The organism is Rhizobium sp. LjRoot98, assembly GCF_964252935.1.
Lineage (GTDB): Bacteria > Pseudomonadota > Alphaproteobacteria > Rhizobiales > Rhizobiaceae > Pararhizobium.
Genome location: NZ_CAXUPW020000017.1, coordinates 19,854 through 42,513, shown reverse-complemented (window position 1 = coordinate 42,513; position 22,660 = coordinate 19,854). Strand labels below are relative to the sequence as shown.

The 22,660-nt window shown below is 58.5% G+C and carries 26 protein-coding genes and 1 tRNA gene; 9 read left to right on the top strand and 18 right to left on the bottom strand.

Going from position 1 to position 22,660, the window contains the following annotated elements; translation table 11 throughout:
• Positions 1-95 precede the first annotated feature (95 nt).
• Positions 96-851: a competence/damage-inducible protein A gene (locus ACSQ3J_RS28845; protein ID WP_060505463.1), complete on the top strand. Its 756-nt coding sequence runs from the start codon at positions 96-98 to the stop codon at positions 849-851.
• A 4-nt stretch (positions 852-855) separates the two neighbouring features.
• Here the strand turns inward: ACSQ3J_RS28845 and ACSQ3J_RS28840 are convergent, their stop codons facing one another.
• Entirely contained in the window at positions 856-1,467 is a 612-nt protein-coding gene (locus ACSQ3J_RS28840) for a hypothetical protein (protein WP_060505462.1), read from the bottom strand.
• Positions 1,468-1,650: 183 nt separating this feature from the next.
• Between ACSQ3J_RS28840 and ilvA the strand changes: the two genes are divergently transcribed.
• Complete coding sequence (ilvA, locus tag ACSQ3J_RS28835; protein WP_060505461.1) at positions 1,651-2,898, top strand: threonine ammonia-lyase; 1,248 nt, start codon at positions 1,651-1,653, stop codon at positions 2,896-2,898.
• A 2-nt stretch (positions 2,899-2,900) separates the two neighbouring features.
• On the opposite strand, the gene ACSQ3J_RS28830 is transcribed toward ilvA, so the two are convergent.
• A complete protein-coding gene (locus tag ACSQ3J_RS28830) occupies positions 2,901-3,854 on the bottom strand; it encodes an alpha/beta hydrolase (protein WP_244482274.1) in 954 nt (317 codons plus the stop codon).
• 61 nt (positions 3,855-3,915) lie between these two features.
• Between ACSQ3J_RS28830 and ACSQ3J_RS28825 the strand changes: the two genes are divergently transcribed.
• Together ACSQ3J_RS28825 and ACSQ3J_RS28820 are read left to right on the top strand one after the other, a co-directional pair.
• Complete coding sequence (locus tag ACSQ3J_RS28825) at positions 3,916-4,233, top strand: HlyU family transcriptional regulator (RefSeq protein WP_060505459.1); 318 nt, start codon at positions 3,916-3,918, stop codon at positions 4,231-4,233.
• A 196-nt stretch (positions 4,234-4,429) separates the two neighbouring features.
• Positions 4,430-5,674, top strand: a complete 1,245-nt coding sequence (locus ACSQ3J_RS28820) for a GGDEF domain-containing protein (RefSeq protein WP_060505458.1) — start codon at positions 4,430-4,432, stop codon at positions 5,672-5,674.
• Between the two features lie 20 nt (positions 5,675-5,694).
• On the opposite strand, the gene ACSQ3J_RS28815 is transcribed toward ACSQ3J_RS28820, so the two are convergent.
• Positions 5,695-6,156 carry an Lrp/AsnC family transcriptional regulator gene (locus ACSQ3J_RS28815; RefSeq protein WP_060505457.1) on the bottom strand — a complete coding sequence of 154 codons (462 nt, stop codon included), beginning with the start codon at positions 6,154-6,156 and terminating at the stop codon, positions 5,695-5,697.
• A 154-nt stretch (positions 6,157-6,310) separates the two neighbouring features.
• On the opposite strand from ACSQ3J_RS28815, the gene ald reads away from it, so the two are divergent.
• On the top strand, positions 6,311-7,429 hold the full coding sequence (ald, locus tag ACSQ3J_RS28810; protein ID WP_060505456.1) for an alanine dehydrogenase: 1,119 nt from the start codon (positions 6,311-6,313) through the stop codon (positions 7,427-7,429).
• A gap of 52 nt (positions 7,430-7,481) precedes the next feature.
• On the opposite strand, the gene ACSQ3J_RS28805 is transcribed toward ald, so the two are convergent.
• From ACSQ3J_RS28805 to ACSQ3J_RS28780, 6 genes are all read right to left on the bottom strand, one after another.
• Positions 7,482-7,952, bottom strand: coding sequence for a DUF1203 domain-containing protein (locus ACSQ3J_RS28805; RefSeq protein ID WP_436040837.1), 471 nt, complete (start codon positions 7,950-7,952; stop codon positions 7,482-7,484).
• A gap of 81 nt (positions 7,953-8,033) precedes the next feature.
• A complete protein-coding gene (locus ACSQ3J_RS28800) occupies positions 8,034-8,600 on the bottom strand; it encodes a GNAT family N-acetyltransferase (protein WP_060505637.1) in 567 nt (188 codons plus the stop codon).
• A gap of 5 nt (positions 8,601-8,605) precedes the next feature.
• Positions 8,606-9,460, bottom strand: coding sequence for a 3-mercaptopyruvate sulfurtransferase (gene sseA, locus ACSQ3J_RS28795; RefSeq protein ID WP_060505454.1), 855 nt, complete (start codon positions 9,458-9,460; stop codon positions 8,606-8,608).
• 3 nt (positions 9,461-9,463) lie between these two features.
• A complete protein-coding gene (locus ACSQ3J_RS28790; protein WP_060505453.1) occupies positions 9,464-10,210 on the bottom strand; it encodes an alanyl-tRNA editing protein in 747 nt (248 codons plus the stop codon).
• A gap of 7 nt (positions 10,211-10,217) precedes the next feature.
• The gene (locus ACSQ3J_RS28785) at positions 10,218-11,258 is read right to left on the bottom strand and encodes a cysteine synthase A (RefSeq protein WP_060505452.1); all 1,041 of its coding nucleotides are present in this window, start codon (positions 11,256-11,258) and stop codon (positions 10,218-10,220) included.
• 30 nt (positions 11,259-11,288) lie between these two features.
• Positions 11,289-11,738, bottom strand: coding sequence for a hypothetical protein (locus ACSQ3J_RS28780; RefSeq protein ID WP_436040845.1), 450 nt, complete (start codon positions 11,736-11,738; stop codon positions 11,289-11,291).
• Between ACSQ3J_RS28780 and ACSQ3J_RS28775 the strand changes: the two genes are divergently transcribed.
• Both ACSQ3J_RS28775 and ACSQ3J_RS28770 read left to right on the top strand, forming a co-directional pair.
• Positions 11,649-12,218 (top strand): cupin domain-containing protein, encoded by a 570-nt coding sequence (locus tag ACSQ3J_RS28775; protein WP_436040844.1) that lies wholly within the window; start codon positions 11,649-11,651, stop codon positions 12,216-12,218. The two genes, ACSQ3J_RS28780 and ACSQ3J_RS28775, sit on opposite strands and share 90 nt — an antisense overlap.
• 107 nt (positions 12,219-12,325) lie before the next feature.
• Positions 12,326-13,168: an SDR family NAD(P)-dependent oxidoreductase gene (locus tag ACSQ3J_RS28770; protein ID WP_060505450.1), complete on the top strand. Its 843-nt coding sequence runs from the start codon at positions 12,326-12,328 to the stop codon at positions 13,166-13,168.
• A 36-nt stretch (positions 13,169-13,204) separates the two neighbouring features.
• Here ACSQ3J_RS28770 and ACSQ3J_RS28765 read toward each other — a convergent pair whose 3' ends face one another.
• From ACSQ3J_RS28765 to ACSQ3J_RS28735, 7 genes are all read right to left on the bottom strand, one after another.
• Entirely contained in the window at positions 13,205-14,458 is a 1,254-nt protein-coding gene (locus tag ACSQ3J_RS28765; RefSeq protein ID WP_060505449.1) for an SAM-dependent methyltransferase, read from the bottom strand.
• A gap of 43 nt (positions 14,459-14,501) precedes the next feature.
• Positions 14,502-15,380 (bottom strand): DUF1365 domain-containing protein, encoded by an 879-nt coding sequence (locus tag ACSQ3J_RS28760; RefSeq protein WP_436040836.1) that lies wholly within the window; start codon positions 15,378-15,380, stop codon positions 14,502-14,504.
• Between the two features lie 2 nt (positions 15,381-15,382).
• Positions 15,383-16,726 carry an NAD(P)/FAD-dependent oxidoreductase gene (locus tag ACSQ3J_RS28755; protein WP_436040835.1) on the bottom strand — a complete coding sequence of 448 codons (1,344 nt, stop codon included), beginning with the start codon at positions 16,724-16,726 and terminating at the stop codon, positions 15,383-15,385.
• Positions 16,723-18,180 carry a cryptochrome/photolyase family protein gene (locus tag ACSQ3J_RS28750; protein ID WP_436040834.1) on the bottom strand — a complete coding sequence of 486 codons (1,458 nt, stop codon included), beginning with the start codon at positions 18,178-18,180 and terminating at the stop codon, positions 16,723-16,725. The genes ACSQ3J_RS28755 and ACSQ3J_RS28750 overlap by 4 nt, the downstream gene beginning before the upstream one ends.
• A gap of 178 nt (positions 18,181-18,358) precedes the next feature.
• Positions 18,359-18,991 carry a LysE family translocator gene (locus tag ACSQ3J_RS28745; protein WP_436040833.1) on the bottom strand — a complete coding sequence of 211 codons (633 nt, stop codon included), beginning with the start codon at positions 18,989-18,991 and terminating at the stop codon, positions 18,359-18,361.
• Positions 18,992-19,074: 83 nt separating this feature from the next.
• Positions 19,075-19,863 (bottom strand): APH(3'') family aminoglycoside O-phosphotransferase, encoded by a 789-nt coding sequence (locus ACSQ3J_RS28740; protein WP_436040843.1) that lies wholly within the window; start codon positions 19,861-19,863, stop codon positions 19,075-19,077.
• 137 nt (positions 19,864-20,000) lie between these two features.
• Positions 20,001-20,606: a TetR/AcrR family transcriptional regulator gene (locus ACSQ3J_RS28735; RefSeq protein WP_436040832.1), complete on the bottom strand. Its 606-nt coding sequence runs from the start codon at positions 20,604-20,606 to the stop codon at positions 20,001-20,003.
• A gap of 93 nt (positions 20,607-20,699) precedes the next feature.
• On the opposite strand from ACSQ3J_RS28735, the gene ACSQ3J_RS28730 reads away from it, so the two are divergent.
• Positions 20,700-21,614 carry an SDR family oxidoreductase gene (locus tag ACSQ3J_RS28730; RefSeq protein ID WP_436040831.1) on the top strand — a complete coding sequence of 305 codons (915 nt, stop codon included), beginning with the start codon at positions 20,700-20,702 and terminating at the stop codon, positions 21,612-21,614.
• A 74-nt stretch (positions 21,615-21,688) separates the two neighbouring features.
• Here ACSQ3J_RS28730 and ACSQ3J_RS28725 read toward each other — a convergent pair.
• Positions 21,689-21,763 (bottom strand) — tRNA-Asn (locus ACSQ3J_RS28725).
• A gap of 221 nt (positions 21,764-21,984) precedes the next feature.
• Here ACSQ3J_RS28725 and ACSQ3J_RS28720 point away from each other — a divergent pair.
• Positions 21,985-22,263, top strand: a complete 279-nt coding sequence (locus ACSQ3J_RS28720; RefSeq protein WP_436040830.1) for a hypothetical protein — start codon at positions 21,985-21,987, stop codon at positions 22,261-22,263.
• A 59-nt stretch (positions 22,264-22,322) separates the two neighbouring features.
• On the opposite strand, the gene ACSQ3J_RS28715 is transcribed toward ACSQ3J_RS28720, so the two are convergent.
• Positions 22,323-22,643: a hypothetical protein gene (locus tag ACSQ3J_RS28715; protein ID WP_436040829.1), complete on the bottom strand. Its 321-nt coding sequence runs from the start codon at positions 22,641-22,643 to the stop codon at positions 22,323-22,325.
• Positions 22,644-22,660 lie beyond the last annotated feature (17 nt).

The following is a 22,660-nucleotide window of genomic DNA, read 5'->3' as shown; positions in this document are numbered from 1 at the left end:
CGTTGTCAGAAGCGAAGCGGGCGACAGACCGTTCGAGAATAAGAGACAATCGGATTTTTCGACTGAACGATCCCAGCGTTACATAGGACCTTCCGATGACCAGCGAAAAAATCGTCACCGCCGCCATGCTCGCCATCGGCGACGAATTGCTCTCCGGCCGGACCAAGGACAAGAATATCGGCCATCTGGCAGATGTACTGACGCTGGCCGGTATCGATCTGAAGGAAGTCCGTATCGTTGCCGACGACGAGCCGGCGATCGTGGCGGCTCTCAACGGGTTGCGGGCTGAATACGACTATGTCTTCACGTCGGGCGGGATCGGCCCGACCCACGACGATATCACCGCTGATGCGGTGTCACGGGCGTTCGGCGTCGCGTGCATTCACGACCCGGATGCCATGACCCTGCTTGGTGCCATGTATTCGCGGCGCGGCCTGGAGTTTACCGAGGCGCGGCAGCGCATGGCGCGTATGCCGGATGGCGCACGTCATATTCCGAATGCCGTATCGACAGCGCCCGGATTCATTATCGGCAACGTTCACGTGATGGCCGGCGTCCCACAGGTCTTCCAGGCGATGCTGGATGCGCTCCTGCCACAGCTGGAAAGCGGTACCGTCGTCAAATCGCGCACCGTGCGCTCTCCTTTCGGGGAAGGCGATATTGGCGGGCCACTCGGCGAGGTGCAGAAGGCACATCCGCTGACCAGCATCGGGTCCTATCCAAAGTTCGACGGTACGTCGTTTTCGACCGATCTGGTGATCCGTGCCCGCGACGAAGCCTTGCTCGATGCGGCGGAAGCGGATGTGAAGGCGATGATCGAGACAATCGCCGCATCGAAAAGCAACGCCTGAGTTACTAAGGCGTTGGAGACATTGCGGCGATCGTAAATTTCTGATCGACGCTTGCGGACTTGCCGCTGTTCAGATCGTTGAAGTGAAACCGGAGCACATAATCGCCAGCTGCGGCACCACTGACATCCGTGGTCAATGTCGCGTAGATTTCCTGATTGCGGAAGAAGCTGGTGAACGTGAAGTCGCCAAAAGCCTTCTGGTTGGCAAGCACTTCACCTGAAGCGCTGAGGATATCCAGGTCGACCGTAAAATGCGTCTGTACTTTTCCGGCCGCCGCCGGTGTCCAGGTGAGGCCAATCGGCTCGACATAAGAGACGAGGGCTTCGCCCGGCTTGAATATCGGCTGCGGTTTGGGCTCATACATCGCGTAGCCAACCGGAGGAACTCCTACGAATACAGCCTTGCCGATGGAAAACGGCAGCGTTGATGAAAACGCGCCGGTTGCCGAGCGCAAAAGATCATGAGCACCCAGCGTATCGCCAGAGGCTGCCAGCGCCTCGGCTTTGGTTGCTGCGTCGGCAAGCGGGCCGGCGAGGGCGGGTGCCGCCAGCAACAACAGGAGCGGTAGCGCGCTGATTGCGGCCGTCAGGCCACCTCTACGATTGTCGGTGCGCATTGCCTCTCCCCTGATCCTGCGTTGATTGCGGATGTTCGGTATTTGCCGACCGGTGTCAAGGCAGGCCGTCACTTCAAACAAAGGTGATTTAAATACTCCACTTATTGACGAATAGCTGTGGTTTCGTCAGCGGCGTTGTGGCATAGGCAGGGCCATACGAACACCAACGAAAGACCGCATCCCATGAAGCAGGACGTTGATAATGCCGTCGAGGCTTTGCGCGCGTTGTTCCCGGCGACGCCGCTGCAGCTCAACGATCACCTGAGTGCCCGCTACGGCGCGACGATTTATCTTAAGCGCGAAGACCTTTCCCCGGTGCGATCCTACAAGATCCGCGGCGCGTTCAACTTTTTCCGTAAGGTGATCGCGGCTGGTGGAATCGGTAAGACCTTTGTCTGCGCGTCCGCGGGCAATCACGCACAAGGGTTTGCCTTCGTCTGCCGACATTTTGGCGTGCCGGGCGTCGTCTTCATGCCGGTGACGACGCCGCAGCAGAAGATCGACAAGACCCGGATGTTCGGCGGGGAATTCATTACCATCAAGCTGGTCGGCGACTTCTTCGACCAATGCTACCAGGCGGCGCGCGATCACGTCGAGCGTATCGATGGCGTCATGGTTCCGCCTTTCGACCATGCCGACATCATCGAGGGACAGGCAACGGTGGCAGTCGAGATGATCGAGCAACTGCCGGAGGGCGTCGTTCCGGATCTGGTGATCATGCCTGTCGGCGGCGGCGGGTTGTCTGCCGGCATGACCGGCTATCTGAAGAGCAAGGTTGCTCCCGGCGCTTTCGTGTTCTGCGAACCGGAGGGTGCACCCAGCCTGCGCCGCAGCCTGGAGACGGGTTCCGTGGTGACGCTGGAACAGGTCGACAACTTCGTCGATGGAGCGGCCGTCGGACGTATCGGCGATCTCAACTTCGCAGCTCTCAAGCATTTTTCGATAGACCAGGTTCTGCTTCTGGCAGAAAACGCGATCTGCGTGACAATCACCGACATGCTCAATGTCGAAGGTGTCGTGCTGGAACCGGCCGGAGCCTTGTCGATCACGGCGCTGGAAATGCTGGGGCGGGAGGCCCTGGAGGGAAAGACCGTCGTTGCCGTCGTCTCTGGTGGTAATTTCGACTTCGAACGCCTTCCTGACGTCAAGGAACGGGCTATGCGGCATGCAGGCCTGAAAAAATACTTCATTTTGCGGATGCCGCAGCGCCCGGGCGCACTGAAGGACTTTCTTGGCCTGCTCGGCGAAGACGATGATATCGCCCGGTTTGAATACCTGAAGAAATCGGCGCGGAACTTCGGCTCCATCCTGATCGGTATCGAAACCAAACATCCGGAGAATTTTCCAAAGCTGAAGGCCGCCTTTGACGGTGCCGGTCTGCATTATCAGGATATCACCAACAACGAGATATTGGCCAACCTGGTTATCTGATATTATCGTTTTATATCTGAATGTTGATTTGTTTTATTAAACCAATCAACGATGATTTCTGCGAGATGCCCTGTTGTCTTTGGCGACAGGGCATCGCCAGCAACCACGTGCCCATAGGGATCGTCTATATCACCGGGGTCGAGAACTACCGCAGGTCCGCCCCAACGCGCGGCGACGGCAGATGTTTGCCGTGCATCGACAACCTGATCTCCCGGAGATTGAATGAACAGCGCTGCGGTTGATATCGCTTCAAAGGGCAGTGTCCGGGCTTGCGCGACTAGCGATGCCATCGGCAGCAGCGCGCGGACCGGATAGTCCGTGGTCCAATAGGCGGCGTGCAGGGCGTTGATCGGAACGAAGGAGCGGCGGCGGCCAAGGGTAAGGCGTGCGCTGAGACGGGCAAGCGGTGCAGTCAAAAGGAACGCGCCACGCCCCCTGATCCTGAAGTTCGGAGCAAGCAGGACGGCACCGGCGACGCGGTTTACCCACTCCGGCTGCGATAAGGCCCACGTGGCGAGTGTTGCGCCGGTCGAAGTTGCAATAATGAGTGTTCTTTCACCAAGCAGGCCGGCAATATCCAGTGTCTCGCGCATGTCAGCCCGCCAGTCGGTCACCGAGGCCTCGGTCATCGCGTCGCCGCTGCGGCCATGTCCGGTCAGGCGCGTATAAAACAGGTTGGCGCCCAGCGCCTTTGCCACCAGATCGGGCAGGGGCCGGACCTCGCCTTTGGACGCGGAAAAACCATGAATGTAGACAATGGCAAGCGCTGTCCGGGGCTTTTCGGCAGGATCGGCCCAAATGACCTGCTTGGCCAGGCCGGGCCTGATATCGGGAAGGGCCGATTCGCTGGCGGCCAGATATGCCTCGACATCGTCAATCGATCCGATGGCCGAAAAACCCGATATCATGATCGCGACAGCAGCCTCGTCATTCCGTTTCTCCTCTAGCCTGGGCATGGATTACTGATGAAAGAAGTTAGCCTTTGACAGGCCTGTTTGCCATGGTTAAGTCTTTTGCATGGCTTCTTTTCTGTCAAAACTGTTCGGCTTTTCCAATGGCTCCGGAACCGAGGCGGCTGCGCCCTCCGGCAAGACGGAAACCTATGGCGATTGCCTCATCCGCGCCACGCCGATCCGCGAGGGCTCCCAATTCAGGCTGGCCGGTTCGGTTGAAAAGGACGTCGAAGGGACGATGCGTGTCCGCACCTTCATCCGCGCCGATGTTTTCACGTCTGAACAGGATGTGATTGATGCGACATTGCGCAAGGCGCATCAGATCATCGACCAGCACGGCCCGTCATTGTTTGCCGACGACGTTGCTTCCCGGCAGGTCTAACTCCGCCCATTTGATACTGCTTGTTTGACCTGCCATCGGCAGATGCCGTTACCGTGCTGATGTAAACATTCGCACACTCGGCTCTAACGGCGCTCGAGCCGGTTCGCCTTCAACAATCGGCGGCAACACCCTAAACGTTTCTTTAAATTTGCCGTTTATAGATCCGCACAGTGAAAATCTGAGTGAACATCCGGCGATGACCAATGTAGTGTTGTTTTTCTGCGAAGGCCTTGTCTACGTCGCAGTCATGGTCACGCTGCTGCATTTGCGCCACCGGTTGGGCCTCGGCGTCTTCATCGCTGCGCTTGGCGTACTGCATTTCATCGAGACCTATCTTGCGGCTGTCTTTTACGTACAATTGCCATTCGGCGTGATTTCGCCGGGCTCGGCCGTACTGTTTGCCGGCAAGCTGATGATGATCCTCCTTCTCTACGTGAAGGAGGACGCGGCGACAGTGCGTCAGCCGATTTATGGCCTTCTTGCGGGTAATTTTCTCACTGTCGCGCTCAGCCTGCTCTTGCAGATGCACCAGACCGTTTCGGCCGTGCCAAATCGCAGTGCCGATCTCGCCTTCATCGACGAGATGGGCTGGCTGATGCTGTGGGGGACGCTGATGCTCTATCTCGATTCGCTGCTGATCATCCTGCTCTACGAACGGATCGGCCGGTGGGTGCGGGGTATGCTCACTTTACGGTTCCTCATCTGCGGCGTCGTTATTCTGACCTTCGACCAGGCCGGATTTTATGTCGCGCTGCATGCGCTCAACGATGCACCGGCCGAGGTGTTCTGGGGCGGCTGGATTGCCAAGATGGGGGCAGCGGTCGTCTATTCACTGATTCTCGGTGCTTACCTGCATTTTTCCAGCCATTCGGTACTCTCCGTCGTGCGGCAGCCGATCGGCGACATTTTCAACACGCTGACATTTCGGGAGCGTTACGAGGACTTGCTGTCGAAGTCGGGACGGGACATGCTGACAGGCGTACTCGACCGCAGCCGCTTTGAATTCGAAGCGCCAAGGCTGATCCGCCACGCGGTGGCGTCAGGGAGTGTCATCAGCCTGATCATGATTGATGCCGATCACTTCAAGAGCATCAACGACCGCTTCGGCCATCTCGAAGGCGACCGGGTGCTGAAATCCATCACCGATGCTATCCAGGCAGGACTGCGTCCGAACGACTACCTTTTCCGTTATGGTGGAGAAGAATTCGTCGTCCTGTGCGATGGTCTGGATCATAGCAGCGCCTTGTCACGCGCCGAACAGTTGCGGCTACGGGTGCTGAGCGATGTGACGACCTCGGATAAGTCTGCCGTTACCGTCAGCATTGGTATTGCCTCGACGCCTATTGATGGAACGACGACTCGCGATCTGTTGTCGAAGGCCGACATGCGGCTGTATGAAGCCAAGCGCGCAGGACGCAATCGTGTGGTCGGACACGCTTGAAATTATCCGGTCACTCGCATTCAAACGCCGACATTCGGCCGGTCGATAATTTCGCGAAGCGAAAAGCTGGAATTGATCTTGACCACATGGGGCAAGGCAGAAAGCCAATCCCGATGGATACGCTCGTAGTCCTCAAGGTCCTTCGCCGCGACCCTCAGAATGTAGTCGTATTCTCCCGACATCAGGTAGCAGACCAGCACATTCGGACAGAGTTTCACCGCCGCTTCAAACTCCGTCAATGTCTTGGCAAACTGGCCTGATAGCGAGATGTGGACGATCACCATGATGCGGTAATCGAGCGCCTTGTGCGACAGACGGGCATGATAGCCGCTGATGACGCCGGTCTTCTCGAGGATATCGACCCGGCGCGAGCAGGCGGACGGCGAAAGGCCGATTTTTTCGGCCAGTTCGGCATTTGCAATCCGGCCATTCTGCTGAAGAATCCGCAGGATCGCAGCATCAATTGCATCCATCGCCATCAGTCGAATATCCTTCGAGTTTCTAACTTAAAACGCAATAATCTGCGAAAGATTACGATATCGATCCGTCATTTTGCAAGGACATGCGATGATCTTTCTGTTTCGCTACGCGGGCAAAACAACAAAGGCGTAAGCCGCATAGGAGAGGAACGCGAAGATGCGTGTCGGTTGCCCGAAGGAAATCAAAAACCATGAATATCGTGTCGGTCTGACGCCCGGCTCGGTGAGGGAATATGTGGCGCATGGCCACGAAGTGATCATCGAGACAAAGGCGGGCGCAGGCATTGGCGCGGAAGACGACAGCTATCGAGCGGCCGGCGCAAGAATAGTCGCCACGGCCAGGGAAGTCTTTGAAAAATCCGACATGATCGTCAAGGTCAAGGAACCGCAGCCCTCCGAATGGGCGCAGCTCCGCGATGGTCAGATCCTCTATACCTATTTGCATCTTGCCCCCGATCCCGAGCAGACCAAGGGGCTACTTGGCTCTGGCGTGACCGCAATCGCCTACGAGACCGTCACCGATGATCGCGGCGGCCTACCGCTGCTGGCGCCGATGTCGGAAGTGGCCGGACGGCTCGCCATTCAGGCGGGAGCTACCTCGCTGCAGAAGGCCAATGGCGGCCGCGGCATTTTGCTCGGTGGGGTACCAGGCGTTCTGCCTGCCAAGGTTACCATAATCGGCGGCGGCGTCGTCGGCTTGCATGCAGCCCGCATGGCGGCCGGCCTTGGCGCAGATGTGTGCATTCTCGACCGGTCCATCCCACGCCTGCGCCAACTCGATGATCTCTTCGCCGGCCGTGTCCACACCCGGTTCTCGACGATCGACGCGCTGGAAGAGGAAGTCTTTTCAGCCGATCTCGTCATCGGCGCTGTGCTGATCCCCGGTGCTGCAGCGCCAAAACTGGTGACGCGCGAAATGCTGTCCGGCATGAAGAAAGGCGCTGTCATTGTCGATGTCGCCATCGATCAGGGCGGCTGCTTCGAGACATCACATGCGACGACACATTCCGATCCGACCTATGAAGTCGATGGTGTCGTGCACTATTGCGTTGCCAACATGCCGGGTGCCGTTCCGGTGACCTCGGCACATGCGCTCAACAATGCGACGTTGTTCTACGGCCTACAGCTGGCCGACCGTGGCTTAAAGGCGATTGCCGAGGACCGGCATCTGCGGGCTGGCCTCAACGTTCACAAGGGCCGCGTTACCAACAAGGCAGTTGCCGAAGCGCTTGGTTATGAGAGCTATGCCCCGGAAGCTGTGCTGATGTCCGCCTGACCCCGTCGCTGGTCAAGCATTATGGCGGGGCCGGTCACATCCGGCCCCGTTTTCATGCGCGCTCGATGCGGCATTGATAACAGTTGTTGCGGGCCGAGCGGACATGGACATAGGCCACTTCGGGCCGTTCCAGCAATTCGCTTGCCCGGGCGTCGACGGTATCAACCGGCGTTACGGCGCCGGTGCCATAGACGATCCGATCGTCGGCACCATAACCGCGCAAAAGATAATCCTTGCTGGTGGTCAGGATCGGTGGAACCGTCTCGCCACCGGCATAGGCGTCGCATGGGTCCGCATGCAGAAAAATAGGCCCGGTTTCCGCATAGGGCTGAAGTTCCGGGAAGGGGCGATAGGCAAGGATAAGATATCGGTCGCCCTTGGCGATATTGGCAAGGCAATGGCGGCAGGGCATGCCTTGGCCATCGGAGACATGCCGTTCCGGCGTCAGACCGTAGGCGTCGGGTTCGCGCCGGCGGTAGCGTGCAGCAAGATCGCTTGGCATCGGTTGGTAGTTTAGCGGCATCTTTGGTTCCTCCAGCTTCAATACTGAAGGAAATGCCATGTGCCGACATACAGCGACACCCGAAACTTGCCGTAGCGAGATTCAGAGTCCGCGTGCGAATGCCAGCAGTTCGTCGTCGGTGAGTGGCAAGACCTTGGCATCATGGGTCGAAACCGGCGAGAAGCCAAAGCGCTGGTAAAGCTGCAGTGCGCGCGGATGATCGAGCGTGTTCGTCGCAACCCGGACGATTTTCGGATTCGAACTCCAGGCGGCATACAATGTCTGCAGCAGAAACCATTTGCCGAGCCCAAGGCCGAGTGCATGTTCGAACATACCGAAATGGGAAAGCTCGACGGTATCCTCGTCCACCTGCAGCAGCTCAAAGAAACCGGCCGGCGCACCGTTAACATAAAGCACGGTCACGGTATTGCGCTTGTCATGCAGGACGCCGGCAAGGTCGGTGTCGCTCATCCGCAGCCGGTCGACCCAGTTCCAGCGTTTACCGACCTGCAGATAAAGGAAACGATAGAAAGGAAGCGGAATTTCCGGCACGCGCATGATCGCCGTCTGGATATTGACCGGCACCGGCAGGCTCTGCTTGGGCGGTGCGGTCATTTCCAGTTCGGTGATGCGAACATCAAGCGATTCGGCTGCGTTGCCCTTGGTCATGCTGATCATTCTTTCCCGGTAACGACGGGTGTGTCTGCCCGGCTGCCCCATTCGGACCAAGAGCCATCATAGAGCGTATTGTCCGTATGGCCCAGAGATTGCAGCGCCAGCGTGATGATCGCCGCAGTGACGCCTGAGCCGCAGGAGGTGACGACCGGCTTGTTAAGATCAATACCGGCTGCCTCAATCGTTTCGCGCAGGGCGTCAAGCGATTTGAACTTGCCGCCGGTCGAGAAAACACCGGAGGGCAGGCTCTTGGCGCCGGGCATATGACCGGATCGCATGCCGGCTCTCGGTTCCGCTTCCTCGCCGGTAAAACGTGCAGCACCGCGCGCATCGGCAATCTGGCGGGAGCCGGTGGCGACGATGTCGCGCATTTGTGCAAACGAGGTCACGGCTTCAGCATTGAACTTCGGATGGAATGTGGCAGGTGCCGGCTGAGGAACGTCAGTGGTGATCGGCCGCCCCTCGGCCTTCCAGCCATCGATACCGCCATCAAGTACGAACACCGATTGGGCGCCCATTGTGCGCAACAGCCACCAGACACGGGGCGCCGTGAATATGCCAGGGCCGTCATAGACAATGATCGTGTCGGTCTCGCTGATTCCAAGCTGGCCAAGAGATTCGGCGAAGGATTGCGGTGAGGGGATGGTATGCGGCAGACCGCTGGTCAGATCGGCGATGGCGTCCTGGTCGTAGAAGACGGCGCCCGGAATATGGCCGGCCGCATATTCGGCCTTAGGGTCCCGCTTCTGCGCCGGCAGATACCAGGCGGCATCGAGGATTTTGACGGAAGGATCGTTGAGGCGCTGCTCAAGCCAATCCGCGGAAACGACGAAGGCGCTTTTCTGTTCGGTCATCGATTATTCTCCGGTGGATGCGGCGTCCGGCGTACCGAAACGGATTCGAAAACGCCGGTTTTCCTTGCCCTTCTTTTCGATCTTGGCGATGTGGATTGCGCCGACCTCCTGGGTTTCCGACACATGCGTGCCGCCGCAGGGCTGGCTATCAACCGAGGCATTCTCGCCGATGCAGACAAGGCTGACCCGGCCAAGGCCCATCGGCGGGCGGACATTCTTCGATTTGACGATATCGGGATTGCCTGCCAATTCCTCGTCGGTGATCCATTGCAGGTAGATCGGATGATTGTCTTCAACCAGCACCATCATCGCAGCCGTGACCGCGTCCTTGTCGATGGTCTCGCTCATGTCGAAATCGACACGGCTCTCATCCTCACCGACAGCCGCACCCGTAATCGGATACTGGCAAACGACGGAGAGCAAGTGGCAAGCCGTGTGCATGCGCATCAGCTTGTAGCGACGCGGCCAGTCGATATGCAGCACCAGCTTTTCACCGACCAGCACGGATGGCTGATCGGCTGCCGGGACGTGAATGATGATGTCTTTGGTATCGCCGTGGCGCGTCGTTGCTATCTCGATGCGGGTGCCATCGGCACGCTCGAAAAAGCCGTTATCGCCGGGCTGGCCGCCCGAGGTCGCGTAAAAGCAGGTCCGATCCAGCTCGATGCCACCGTCCTCCCGTATTCCCGTGACGATCGCCTCCGTGGTTGAAAGGTAGAAGTCGTCGCGAAAAAGGGCAGTCGTTGTCATGAGATGCTTATCCGGCGGGTTCGTAGGGGACCGTTATTCCGGAATTCCGCGTCAGCCAGGCCGGAACAGGAAGGCCTTTTGACTTCAGAAATGCGGGATTGAACAGTTTCGACTGATAGCGGTTACCATAGTCGCACAGGATCGTCACGATGGTATGTCCCGGTCCCAAATCTTTTGCCAGGCGAATGGCACCGGCAATATTGATGCCCGAGGAGCCGCCGACGCAGATGCCTTCCTTTTCAACAAGATCGAACACCAGCTGTACGGCTTCGGCATCCGGTATCTGATAGGCGAAATCCGGCGTGAAACCTTCGAGATTGGCGGTGATGCGTCCCTGGCCGATGCCCTCGGTGATCGACCCGCCAGACGATTTCAGCTCGCCATGGGCATAAAAATTGTAAAGGGCCGCCCCTTCCGGATCGGCGATGCCGATCTTGACGCCCGGGTTCTTTGCTTTCAGGCCAAGCGCTACGCCAGCCAATGTACCACCCGACCCGACTGCACAGACGAATCCATCGACCTTGCCGTCCGTATCGCGCCAGATTTCCGGCGCGGTCGTTTCAACATGGGCGTCGCGATTGGCGACGTTATCGAACTGATTGGCCCAAATCGCGCCGTTCGGCTCGGTCTTTGCAAGCTGGGCAGCGAGGCGGCCGGACAGCTTCACGTAATTGTTGGGGTTCTTGTAAGGAACCGCGGGAACTTCGATCAATTCGGCGCCAAGAAGCCGCAGGGCATCTTTTTTTTCCTCGCTCTGCGTCTCCGGAATGACGATGACCGTGCGATAGCCGAGCGCCTCGGCAACAAGGGCAAGACCGATGCCGGTATTGCCAGCTGTCCCCTCGACGATCACCCCGCCTGGTTTCAGTTGTCCGGATTTTTCAGCATGACGGATGATCGACAGTGCGGCACGATCCTTGACCGACTGGCCCGGATTGAGAAACTCCGCCTTGCCAAGAATGGTGCATCCCGTCGCTTCCGAGGCACCCTTGAGGCGGATCAGCGGCGTATTGCCGATGGCATCGAGAACGGAAGGCAGAACGGACATGAGTGAACCTCTTGGCTGCAGGCGGTCGCTTCAGGCAGAACCTGACGCTGATGACGATTTGAACAGGTCGTATGGGAACGGCCTGAGCCACAAAAGCCCTTGCCGTTCAACATACCGAAATCCTAGCGTCTTTTCGGCCCACACTCCCGTCGAAGCAAGAAATAGCGTTTCGCCTTGGCGCTGTCGTGGGCAAAATTGACCCAAAAGTGGAAGATCGCGTTTCGCAATCGGCGTGATCCATTTGTTGACCCCTGGCGTAATGAGGCGATAGTTTCCGCGGCGCTCATGCGGCAAAACAGGTAAATCAAATGAATGGCTGATGTTCAGCTGGATACAGTGGATGCCTTGATGGCACGGTATGCTGCCGGCGTTCTGCCGGAGCCAGCACGCGTGCTTGTCGAAGCACATCTCGAGATTCAATCCGTCAACAGGCCCAGGGTCGCCGAGTACGAAACGGTCGCCGGTGATATTCTGGAACATATGGAGCCAGTCTCTTTCAGGTCAAGAGACAGCGCATTGAGAGCCATTTTCGCAGCCCCCCCCCTGGCAGCCGCCAAGGTCGCACCAGTACAGCCCGCAAGCGCGTTTTTTCCAAAGGCCATTCGTGATTTTGCCGGGCTCGATGCTACCGAAATTCCCTGGAAACGAAAACTGCCCGGTTTCAAGGAATACAGTCTTGGAAAAATCGATGGCTGCGACGTCAGCTTTTTCTGGTTGAAGCCCGGCCGCGTAATTCCGGCCCATACGCACGAAGGCTACGAGCTCTCGCTGGTGCTAGACGGCGCATTCAACGATACGCGGGGGCGCTTTGCCAAGGGCGACATATCGGTCGCAGACGAGAGTATCGACCACCGTCCCGTGGCAGAATCGGAATGTCCCTGCATCGGCTTTGCCGTCTTCCAGGCACCGCTCAAACTGACCGGCTCATGGAAACAATTGCTCGGCGACCTGATCGGCTGAGTTCTGCCGAACATTGGCCCGAATGCGGGAACAAACTACATTTCAATGCGTATTGTTTGGTGATCCCGGCTTCCGGGGTCCACAATGAAGCAGCGAAAGGAAGCCCGATGACCAACTATGTCGCACACCCTGATATGGGTTTGGCTTGGGTCACGGGGGCAAGTTCGGGCATCGGCCGCGCCTTGGCGTTACGGCTGGCGAAGGACGGTTACAACGTCGTTGTCACGGCGCGCGACCACGAGAAACTGGTCAAACTGCAGCACGAATCTCCCGGACCCGGCAAGATCATCGTCCTCGACGGCGACGTGACCGATCCGCGGGATATGGAGCGGGTTTTCTCCGCGATCGAATACGAGCACGGATCGATGGTGCTCGCGGTTCTCAATGCCGGCGTCTACGTTGCCGTTCACGGCGAGGACCTGCACCGCGAAGATTTTGAAAAGACTTTTGCGGTCAATCTGCACGGAACGGTCAATTGCCTGCTACCGGCGGTGCGTCACATGAGGGCGAGGGGGCATGGCCAGATTGCCATCGTCTCGTCCGTCACCGGATATGGCGGCCTGCCGACAAGCGCGGCCTACGGGGCCAGCAAGGCAGCGTTGATCAACATGGCGGAAAGCCTGAAATTCGATCTCGACAAGGTCGGCGTGCGCCTGCAGATCATCAATCCGGGTTTCGTCGAAACGGCAGCGACAGCCAGGAACGCATTCCCGATGCCTGCCCTGGTCAGCGCCGAGGTCGCAGCAGACCGCATTGCCGACGGCCTGAAATCCAGCGGCTTCGAGATCACGTTTCCAAAGCGCTTCACCTTGACGATGAAGCTGCTCAACCTCTTGCCTTACAGTCTCTATTTCTGGCTGATCAACAAGGCTACGGGATGGAAAACGCGCCCGCTGGTGACCGGTGGACATGCCGTCGACATGCTCAAACGGGATCCACAGGCGGTGTGATGGCGGCAGGTTGAGCCGAGCCGCCCTGCTGCGGTCTTATTCATACACGATTTGCCGGACGTCGATATTCCGGGCGCGGAAACCGGCTTCGCAATAGAACAGGTAAAACTCCCATAGCCGCTTGAAGCGGATATCGAAGCCGAGCGGCTCTACCTTGTCCCAGACACTCCAGAAGCGCTGGCGCCATTCTGCGAGCGTGCGAGCGTAATCCAGCCCAAAGCCGAAATCGCCGCTGATCTTCAGGCCCACCTTGCGGCCGAGGTCGATCAGATGTTGCGGGGTGGGCAGCATGCCGCCGGGGAAGACATATTTCTGGATAAAATCCGGATTGGCCCGGTATTCCTGATAGGCTTCAGGCTTGATGGTGATGATCTGAAGCCCAGCCTTGCCGCCCGGCTTCAGGCAGCGTTGCAATTGGGAAAAATAGGCCGGCCAGTATTTTTCGCCGACGGCCTCGAACATCTCGATGGAAACGATCCGGTCATAGAGGCCCGCCTCGTCGCGATAATCCTGGAACTTGATCTCTACCTTATCGGACAGGCCCGCATTCCTCATGCGTTCATTGGCAAAGGCCAGCTGTTCGCGGCTGATGGTCAGGCCTGTCACCTTGCAACCGATCTCACTCGCCGCATATTCGGCGAAACCACCCCAACCGCAGCCGATCTCCAGCACATGATGGCTGGAGGTAATGCCCGCCGCGTCCGCCAGGGCCTTGTATTTGGCGCGCTGGGCAGATTGCAGGTCATTGGCACCCGTCGAATAGAGCGCAGACGAATAGGTCATCGTCGGATCGAGCCACTGCTTGTAGAAGGCATTGCCCAGGTCGTAATGGGCAGAAATGTTCTTCCTGGAACCGGATTTGGTATTAGCGTTCATCCAGTGACGGAATTTTTCGACCAGACGCAGCACGCCGCGTGCGCCATTGGAGAAATTGCGGCCAACATCGGTGTTGACGAGGAAGAGTTCGAGAAACGCACCGACATCCGGGCTGTCCCAGTCACCATCCATATAGCTTTCGGCAACGGCGATGGTGCCACCGGTCAGCGCGCGCTGCGGCAAATTCCAGTTGTGCAATGTCACGGAGGCGACAGGTCCATGGACCTTGCCCTTGACGACCACGGTGCGGCTATCGGGTAAGGTCAATTTCAGACAACCGGCCTGCATGTGCACAAGACCACGCAGAACCATCTGCGCTTTGGCGGGCAATCCTTTGACTATGCGCGAAAGATTTTCAGCGGAAAGACGCTCTCCGTCTTTCGGATCACAATAACCGGTGCCTGCTGTGCTCATGCGACAGATCCTCAGCAATCATTGTTCTTGACGCAAAATAACCTCATTCCGCCGGACCGCCAACCTGGGATTCAGGAGAAAAAACAAGGCTTGTCCTGCGACCCTCCTTCCACGCGCTCGTCAGTTCCGGCGCTTGCGGCCGCGGAATATAGCGGACGCCTTTGCCCCAGAGCTTCAATGCCTCCCAATGAATCCCTGCGACAATCTTGAATGTAAGATGCGGAATGCGGGCAACAAGACGCAAAATCTTGCCTGTTTTCAACGGCACTTGAACACCGGAGAAGGTTGCGGCAAGCAAAGGCCCATCCTTGTCCGTCTCCAGAATGCGCCAGCGGATTTCCTCTCCCGGCGGCAGCATGCGGAATTGGTAGCGCATGGCCATTGGAATGAACGGTGAGACATGAAACAGCTTGTCGCATTGCTGGCGGATACCGGCATCGGACACATCACCGGGACCGATTGGACAGACATAGGTGTGGCGCTCGCCGAATGTGTTGCGGACCTCATAGATCATCGCACTGAGCGCGCCGCCGCTATCATAGGCGTAGTAGACAGCCAGTGGATTGAAGACAAAGCCCAAAATGCGCGGATAGCACACGAGAAGTATGCGTTCTGGCCGCATCGGCAAGCCATTCTTGGCCAGCAGGGCATCGACATAGCCGCGCAGCCGCACCGCGCTGTCGCCCGTATGATCCTCTTCATAAAAGGATAGAAGATTGCGGCGATTGACAGAAAAAACACTGCTCAGCCGATCCGCCTCGTCCAACCGGTCCAGATCGATCATCAGAGAAAACACGCCATAGCTGAAACGGTGGCCGACCGGCTTCATCCGCTGATGCATCACCTTACCGGCATAAAGCACGGCCGCCGCTTGTGGCGGTGCGCCATTCTTCGTCATGTCCGAGCCGGGTGACGCGCGCATCTCTATTCTGCCGCCTCCCTGAGCACCGATGAGACCTGCTGGCGCCAGGGGATGCCCCCGCCAAGTGCCTCTGCAGCTGCAAGCCCGGATGTCAGGCCGTCCTCATGAAAACCATATCCGGTCCATGCACCGGCAAAAAAGGTACCGTTATCGCCCTGAATCGCCTGCAGGGCACGCTGGGCGGCCATGGAGCCTGCGTCGAACTGCGGATGATCATAGGAGAATTCGGCAAACACCGCCCCAGACTTTGGCTCGCGCTCCGGATTCAGCGTCACAAACAAAGGATGCTCCGGGGCGATACCCTGAAGGCGGTTCATCCAATAGCTGACGGCGACGCCCTGCGAGCCGCAGGATTTGACCGACCGCAGGTAATTCCATGACGCCCAGACCTTTGGCCGTTTCGGCATTAACGCCGTGTCGCGGTGCAGGATGACCCGATTGGGATGATAGGGAACGGCCGACAGCAGCGCGTGCTCTGCGGGTGTCGGATCGGAAAGCATCGCCAGCGCCTGATTGCTGTGCGCAGCGATGATCACCTTGTCGAAGGTTTTCGTTGTGCCTTGCACGTCAATGATAGTGACCCTGCCGTCCTCCCGCCGGATCGACGCTACCCCGCAGCCGAGACGGACGCGGTCTCCAAGCGGCCGCAGCAGCTTGCACAGATAATTGCGGCTGCCACCGGTAACCGTGCGCCAGGGGTGTGGCTTGGAATAGATCAGGCGGTGATTATCGAAGAACTGGATGAAATTCTCGGCCGGAAAATCCAGCATCCTGGCTGCCGGTGACGACCATATCGCGGCAGCCATTGGTGCCAGATAATTGTTTGTGAAGCCGGGAGAGAAACCGCGCCAATTGAGATAGTCGCCGATCGACATGGCCTTGAGCAGCCCGGCGCTGCGATCTTCGAGGCAGATGCGATTGAAGCGGAGGATTTCGCGCAGCATCAACAGGAAGGACGGCCGGACGAGATTGCGCTTCTGGGCAAAGACGGTCGCCAGATTGTCGCCGCTCCATTCCAGCCGTCCCTGATCGAGTGACACCGAAAAGCTCATGTCGCTCTTGTGCGTGGTGACATCCAGTTCGGCAAACAGCGCTGTGAGGTTCGGATAGTTGGCCTCGTTATAGACGATGAAACCGGTATCGACCGAGATCGGCGTGCCATCATAATCGATATCGACGGTTGCCGTATGGCCGCCGGGGCGATCATCCTTTTCATAGAGCGTGACATCGTGGACAGGATTAAGTACCCAGGCGGCCGAACTGCCGGAGACGCCTGAGCCTATGACTGCAATCGACAAGCGGTGGCCAGGTACATGATGCGAAGCATGGGAAAACGGGGCGTTCATCCTGCGTCCTTGATCTTGCTATAGGCGGCAAGAGCGCGGTCGCGCGCCTTTGCATGATCCACGAGCGGCTTCGGGTATGTCTCCCCGAGCGTCACCCCGGCGGCATCAAGGATGCTCGGAGGCGCCTCGAATGGCCGGTGAACGAACTTTGCAGGCAGGTCTCGCAGCTCTGGCACGAAGGTTTTGACGTAAACGCCATCAGGATCGAATTTTTCGCCCTGCAGGACAGGATTGAATATCCGGAAGAAAGGCGACGCATCGGCGCCGCTGCCGGCCACCCACTGCCAGCTTGCCGCATTGGAGGCCGGATCCGCATCCACCAGCGTGTCACGGAACCAGGCTTCACCACGGCGCCAGTCGATCAGAAGATCCTTGATCAGGAAGGATGCCGCGATCATGCGGACCCGGTTGTGCATCGTGCCGTGCCGCCAGAGCTGGCGCATGCCCGCATCGACGATCGGATAGCCGGTTTGCCCTTTCGTCCAATGTTTGAACGCATCGCCGGTTCCTGACCATGCGAAAGCATCATATTTCCGGTTGAGATTTTCCCTTGGCAAATCCGGATTGTGGAAGAGCAGGTGATAAGAGAAATCGCGCCAGACCAGTTCCTTGCGAAACGTGACGACATCCTCAGTAGGAGTGTCCCTTAGATTGCGGGTGGCGTGCCAGATGCGGGCAGGGGATATTTCTCCCATGGCCAGATGCGGCGAGAGCCGCGATGTGCCATCAGCGGCCGGCAGATCGCGCCTGACTTTGTAGCCTGACAGACAGTCCTCGACAAATGCCTCCAGCCGCTCGAGCGCCGCTTCTTCACCCGGTGTCCAGACGTCTGAAAACGTCTTTGCCCAATCCGGCGCGGCTGGCAAAAGCGCCCAAGAGGCCAAAGTATCGCTGCCAGGCCATTTGGTTGGAGAAACCAGCGCGTCCGGGCGGTCAAGCGGCTGATCCGGTTCGCCGGATGCCTCAAGCGCCCGCCAGAACGGCGTATAGACCCGATAGGGCGTTCCCGAGCCCGTTTTCAACCGGGTGGGCTCGTGCAGAAGCTGGCCAGCAAAACTCTTGACGGTTGTTCCAGCCGAAGCCAACGTATCTTTCAGCGGGCTATCGACGGCGATGCCATCCGGATCGTACCTGCGATTCCAGTGGACAGTCGATGCACCGGTCTCGGCTATCAGCTCGGACAGAACACTGTCCGGCTTGCCGCTGCGCAGGATCAACCGGCTTCCAAGGCCCTTGAGCGCCTTTTCCAGTCCCGTCAGCGAATGATGCAGCCACCAGGCCTGGGCTGCCCCAAGCGGCCCGGTGCCGAGCCGTGAAGGTTCACGGATATAAACAGGGATGATATCGCGCCCGGTTTGGGCAGCCGCATGCAGCGCATGATTGTCGTCCAGCCGCAGGTCCTTGCGAAACCAGATGATAATGGGTTTTTCGTGGGAAAGGCCGTTGTTTTTCATTTTAATCCGCGCATCACATCTTACGTCAGTGTGTACGCAGATACGGGTATGACAGATCAAAGGTTTCGCGGAGAAAGCTTTTTATTTCATCGTTTTGCGACGGAATGCCGGTGGCGAAATTTCAACCGCCGCTTCTCTTTAGAAAGCGACGGCCGCAGCCATTAGCGGCGAGGGGAATTCAGCTTTTCTGGAAAGCCAGATGCGCACCGAGCCCAATCAGCATGGTGCCGCCAGCGCGCTGCATCAGGCGTTGCGCGGAGCTTGAGCGGCGCAGCTTGGTCATCACGGCACCGGCCAGAAACACGCAAACGATATCCGCAGACGAAAACATCATGTTGACGATCATTCCAAGGATCGCCAGTTGCAGCCACACCGGGAAAGCAGCTGACGCATCCACAAACTGCGGCAGGAAAGCCACGAAGAAGATCGCCGTCTTCGGATTAAGGACTTCGACGGTGACGCTTTCGAAGAAGGCACGCCGGCCGGACTTCGGTTCGATACCGGGCAGGGCGGTATCACCCTCGACCTTGGCCCGAAACAGGGAAATGCCCAGCCAGACAAGATAGGCTGCACCGGCCAATTTGACGATCATGTACAGGGTCGGCACGGCGTGAAACAGGATCGATAGGCCAGCGGCCGCAGCAATGACGTGGACGTAGCCGCCGAGGTGAATGCCAAGCGCCGCCATCAGCCCGGACCAGCGGCCGCGAGCAATAGTCTGGGCGGCTGCATACAGCATGGCCGGGCCGGGAATGTAGGCAAAGACAGCCGTAGTAGCGATGAAAGCAATAAGAATCTCGATCGACGGCATAGTCTGCTCCTCTTCCCGATCATGGTTGTAAGCCTGATCTATACACCATGTTTTTTAAGAAGTCGCGTGGCCGCCGTCCTTCGCTAGCCCCAGGTCAGTGGGTCTAGACGCAGGTAAAAATCGAGCCTTCCCCGGTCGGCAGGTGCGATCGCGTGGAGGTCGAACAAACGATTTTGCGCGGTCTGCGCCTCTTCGGCGGTGCGCCATATTTCACGGGTATTGCCGGTCAGCAGCGCCAAGTCGACATAGCGGTCCGCCATGCCCAACCGTCCGAGATCGATCATTCCCGTGCAGCGAAGCGTTTCCGGGTCGATCATGAAATTGGGCATGCAGGCATCGCCATGGCAAACGACGCGATCAATGTCTTCCTGCGCAAGGCGTTCGGGCAACTCGGCCCGCACTCTGTCGAGCAAGACGTGCGGCGGCGTGTCCTGATCGCGCGGATCGAGAAAATCCGGATTGACGCCGTCGCGTTCAACAACATCAGCCGCCCGGTCGAACATGGTCTGAAGCCCACGGTCAAACGGGCAATCTTTTGCCGGAATAGCGTGGAGATCGCGCACGCGCGCCGCGATCGAAGGCCAGGCCTTGAGAAGGCTCGCTGCTTCGAGCTGGTCCGCAGGAATGCCGCGCACGGCGCTTGTCACGAGACATGCGACGTCGTCCGACACCTGCCAATCGAGAACGGTCGGGGATCCGATCTTGAAGGGGGCAAGCCATGCAGTGCGCCGGCGCTCGTCATCCAGCAGCGCCACGCCGCTGCCGGTCGCCACTTTGGCATAGGCGCTACCATCGGCACGCCGAAACAGCGCATCACCCGATTCGCCGTGATGATAGGCAATCCACTGGCTTCCGAGAGAAAAGCTCTTCAACCGGGCTGCACGGGATCGATAGTCAGTCACGCACCATCCCCCACGACTTGCTTGGCGAAGGCGATTTCACGCCTCCGCCCCAGATAGATATTGCGAGCCGCGATTTCACCATCACCGGACAGAAAATGTCCAAGTTTTTACGCGAAATCTCGCTTGGCGGCGACGGCCGGCGAGGGGCGAGGTGAATGGCCGAGTTCGGCGAGAAATTCCTGAAGCTGCGATTCGACATAAGGCACGACCGGACCATTCGCCTCAAATCCCCACCAAACCAGTGAGCCCTGCCATTGAGCAAGAATCAGCCGTGCGGTCACTTCCGGGCGGTTGGCATTCGTAAAACACGTGCTGAGGGCCCCGACCAGCGTTCGCCCCCAGGCTGCACCCCGCGCTCGCAGTTGGGGATCCCGAAAGTCCTCTCGCAACAAACGCAGGCCGTCGGCATAGACGGCAGAGCTGTCACCATAATTTCCTGACAGACCGGCAAGCAAGGTAACGGCACCTTGCGGTGTCCTAGGGATTGCTTCGCACAGCTGGGCCGTCTCGGCGTCCAGCTGATCCCAGGCATGCAGCAAAGCCTGACGCAGCATCGCTGCCTTGGTCGAAAAACGTTGCACCAGTGTCGAGCCGGACAGGCCGCTTGCCTTGGAGACAGCGGCAAACGTCGCCGTCTCCGGCCCCTCTGCGTGGATCAGCGTCAGCACCAGATCAAGCAGGTGTTCGTCAGACAATGTGCGTGGGCGCGGCATTATTTTCCCCTTGCGTTCACTTTGTTTATGAACGAACGTTCGGTTATTATCAACTCTGTTTGTGGTTCCGATTCCAGTAAGGAGGACATTCACATGGTAAGCGACCTGCAAGGGAAAATCGCACTTGTGGCCGGCGGGACGCGTGGTGCTGGCCGTGGCATCGCCGTGGAACTGGGGGCAGCGGGCGCAACCGTCTACGTGACCGGCCGCACAACACGAACCCGGCAATCGGACTATGGCCGCCCGGAAACGATCGAAGAAACCGCTGAACTTGTGACACAGGCTGGTGGCAAAGGCATTGCCGTGCGGGTGGATCATCTCATCCACGCCGAAGTCGAGACTGTGGTCGCCCGCATCCGCCGCGACGAAAAGCGGCTCGATATCCTTGTCAATGACATCTGGGGCGGCGAGTATTTGACCGAATGGAACAAGCCGGTCTGGGAACACTCGCTTGAAAATGGCCTGAAACTCTTGCGGTTGGCGATCGATACCCATCTGGTCACCGCCCATTACGCATTGCCATTGATGATCGAGAATCCTGGTGGCTTGCTGGTCGAGATGACCGATGGCACGGCGCAATACAATGCCACCCACTACCGGCTCAGCCCGTTCTACGATCTCGCCAAGACCAGTGTCATTCGCATGGCGTGGGCACACGCGCAGGATCTGGCGCCGCATGCAGCGACATCGGTGGCAATCTCTCCAGGCTGGATGCGTTCTGAAATGATGCTCGACATCTTTGGTGTGCGCGAGGAAAACTGGATGGAAGCGATAAAGGCCCAGCCGCATTTCGTGATTTCCGAAACCCCGCGCTTTACCGGCCGCGCCGTTTCAGCCCTGGCTGCGGATCCGGAGCGGGGACGCCTCAACGGGCAATCGACCTCAAGCGGCGATCTCGCCAAGATTTACGGCTTTACCGATCTCGACGGATCGCGGCCGGACTGCTGGCGCTACATGACCGAGGTGCAGGATGCCGGAAAACCGGCGGACGCCAGTGGTTACCGGTAGGACATGAAGGCGGCGCAGGGCGGTATTGCCAGAAACCAAAAAGGCCTTGCTTTTTCAGCAAGGCCTTTGGAAATTGGCTCCCCGGGCCGGATTCGAACCGGCGACCTGTCGATTAACAGTCGAATGCTCTACCGCTGAGCTACCAGGGATAATCTGCGGCGGTGTGTGCTGCAGAAGTGAGGCTGCTAATACAAATGCTTTTCCGATTTGCCAAGCGGTTTTTCAAAAAAAATGCACAATCTTGTCTGATTGTGGACAACTCCCCATGTGAGAGTTGAAAGCGCGCCGTTGATTTGCCGGGGGTAAACCCGCAGGATTGCAGCGTTCGCAGGGCATGGCGGGTGGCCAGACATTTGGCAGGTGGTATTTGATGGCAGAACAGCGGAAAACAAAAAAATTCGGCATCGATGCCCGCACCCACGAACTCGTCATCGGCACGTGGCGCATGCGGCTGCCGCAATCGCGCCTTTTGCGCATTTCCATCGGCGGCGCGCTGATCTTTGGCGGCATTCTCGGTTTTCTCCCGGTTCTCGGTTTCTGGATGATTCCCCTTGGCCTTCTCGTCCTGTCGCACGACCTTGCCTTCGTCCGGCGAAAGCGGCGGCGGCTTTCGGTCTGGTGGGCGCGCAAATGGCCGGCTTCCAGCTAGGAAGCTGGGCGTAAGGCCTTCTCCCGATTCGGCAGAGGCTTGAGCCGGATCCGATCCGCTTATCCGCCTGAGCCTGTCTGTGGCGTCGGGTCCTTGTCCGCAGGTGCCATTTGCGCCGGATCGGCCGGGGTTCCCTGCGTGGCCGGAGCGCCATTGTTCGGGGCAGGCAGCTTTTCCTCAACCTTGGTCGCAGCGTCGTTGTCTGTGCTTTCGCCAAACACTTCCGCACCGGCCCAGGCGAGCATTGCAAGGACCAGGCCGCAGATTAATACCATCAGTACCGGCCGGCCTAAAAAGCCTTGACGGGCCTGCACGCCGCTCAATTCCACGGTTTTCTGCACATCGGCATCGGAAGCGCGCTCATCGGTGTATTTCGCCATCAAAGCCTCCTCGGACG

What these genes read in the sequence shown, in the direction of transcription:
- ACSQ3J_RS28765 (WP_060505449.1), bottom strand. Translation starts at nt 14,458, where the DNA reads ATGAGCACAGCAGGCACCGGTTATTGTGATCCGAAAGACGGAGAGCGT.
- ACSQ3J_RS28790 (WP_060505453.1), bottom strand. Translation starts at nt 10,210, where the DNA reads ATGACAACGACTGCCCTTTTTCGCGACGACTTCTACCTTTCAACCACG.
- ACSQ3J_RS28735 (WP_436040832.1), bottom strand. Translation starts at nt 20,606, where the DNA reads ATGCCGCGCCCACGCACATTGTCTGACGAACACCTGCTTGATCTGGTG.
- ACSQ3J_RS28845 (WP_060505463.1), top strand. Translation starts at nt 96, where the DNA reads ATGACCAGCGAAAAAATCGTCACCGCCGCCATGCTCGCCATCGGCGAC.
- ACSQ3J_RS28805 (WP_436040837.1), bottom strand. Translation starts at nt 7,952, where the DNA reads ATGCCGCTAAACTACCAACCGATGCCAAGCGATCTTGCTGCACGCTAC.
- ACSQ3J_RS28770 (WP_060505450.1), top strand. Translation starts at nt 12,326, where the DNA reads ATGACCAACTATGTCGCACACCCTGATATGGGTTTGGCTTGGGTCACG.
- ACSQ3J_RS28750 (WP_436040834.1), bottom strand. Translation starts at nt 18,180, where the DNA reads ATGAAAAACAACGGCCTTTCCCACGAAAAACCCATTATCATCTGGTTT.
- ilvA (WP_060505461.1), top strand. Translation starts at nt 1,651, where the DNA reads ATGAAGCAGGACGTTGATAATGCCGTCGAGGCTTTGCGCGCGTTGTTC.
- ACSQ3J_RS28745 (WP_436040833.1), bottom strand. Translation starts at nt 18,991, where the DNA reads ATGCCGTCGATCGAGATTCTTATTGCTTTCATCGCTACTACGGCTGTC.
- ald (WP_060505456.1), top strand. Translation starts at nt 6,311, where the DNA reads ATGCGTGTCGGTTGCCCGAAGGAAATCAAAAACCATGAATATCGTGTC.
- ACSQ3J_RS28830 (WP_244482274.1), bottom strand. Translation starts at nt 3,854, where the DNA reads ATGCCCAGGCTAGAGGAGAAACGGAATGACGAGGCTGCTGTCGCGATC.
- ACSQ3J_RS28730 (WP_436040831.1), top strand. Translation starts at nt 20,700, where the DNA reads ATGGTAAGCGACCTGCAAGGGAAAATCGCACTTGTGGCCGGCGGGACG.
- sseA (WP_060505454.1), bottom strand. Translation starts at nt 9,460, where the DNA reads ATGACCGAACAGAAAAGCGCCTTCGTCGTTTCCGCGGATTGGCTTGAG.
- ACSQ3J_RS28785 (WP_060505452.1), bottom strand. Translation starts at nt 11,258, where the DNA reads ATGTCCGTTCTGCCTTCCGTTCTCGATGCCATCGGCAATACGCCGCTG.
- ACSQ3J_RS28720 (WP_436040830.1), top strand. Translation starts at nt 21,985, where the DNA reads ATGGCAGAACAGCGGAAAACAAAAAAATTCGGCATCGATGCCCGCACC.
- ACSQ3J_RS28840 (WP_060505462.1), bottom strand. Translation starts at nt 1,467, where the DNA reads ATGCGCACCGACAATCGTAGAGGTGGCCTGACGGCCGCAATCAGCGCG.
- ACSQ3J_RS28715 (WP_436040829.1), bottom strand. Translation starts at nt 22,643, where the DNA reads ATGGCGAAATACACCGATGAGCGCGCTTCCGATGCCGATGTGCAGAAA.
- ACSQ3J_RS28760 (WP_436040836.1), bottom strand. Translation starts at nt 15,380, where the DNA reads ATGCGCGCGTCACCCGGCTCGGACATGACGAAGAATGGCGCACCGCCA.
- ACSQ3J_RS28780 (WP_436040845.1), bottom strand. Translation starts at nt 11,738, where the DNA reads ATGTTCCAGAATATCACCGGCGACCGTTTCGTACTCGGCGACCCTGGG.
- ACSQ3J_RS28800 (WP_060505637.1), bottom strand. Translation starts at nt 8,600, where the DNA reads ATGACCAAGGGCAACGCAGCCGAATCGCTTGATGTTCGCATCACCGAA.
- ACSQ3J_RS28825 (WP_060505459.1), top strand. Translation starts at nt 3,916, where the DNA reads ATGGCTTCTTTTCTGTCAAAACTGTTCGGCTTTTCCAATGGCTCCGGA.
- ACSQ3J_RS28820 (WP_060505458.1), top strand. Translation starts at nt 4,430, where the DNA reads ATGACCAATGTAGTGTTGTTTTTCTGCGAAGGCCTTGTCTACGTCGCA.
- ACSQ3J_RS28755 (WP_436040835.1), bottom strand. Translation starts at nt 16,726, where the DNA reads ATGAACGCCCCGTTTTCCCATGCTTCGCATCATGTACCTGGCCACCGC.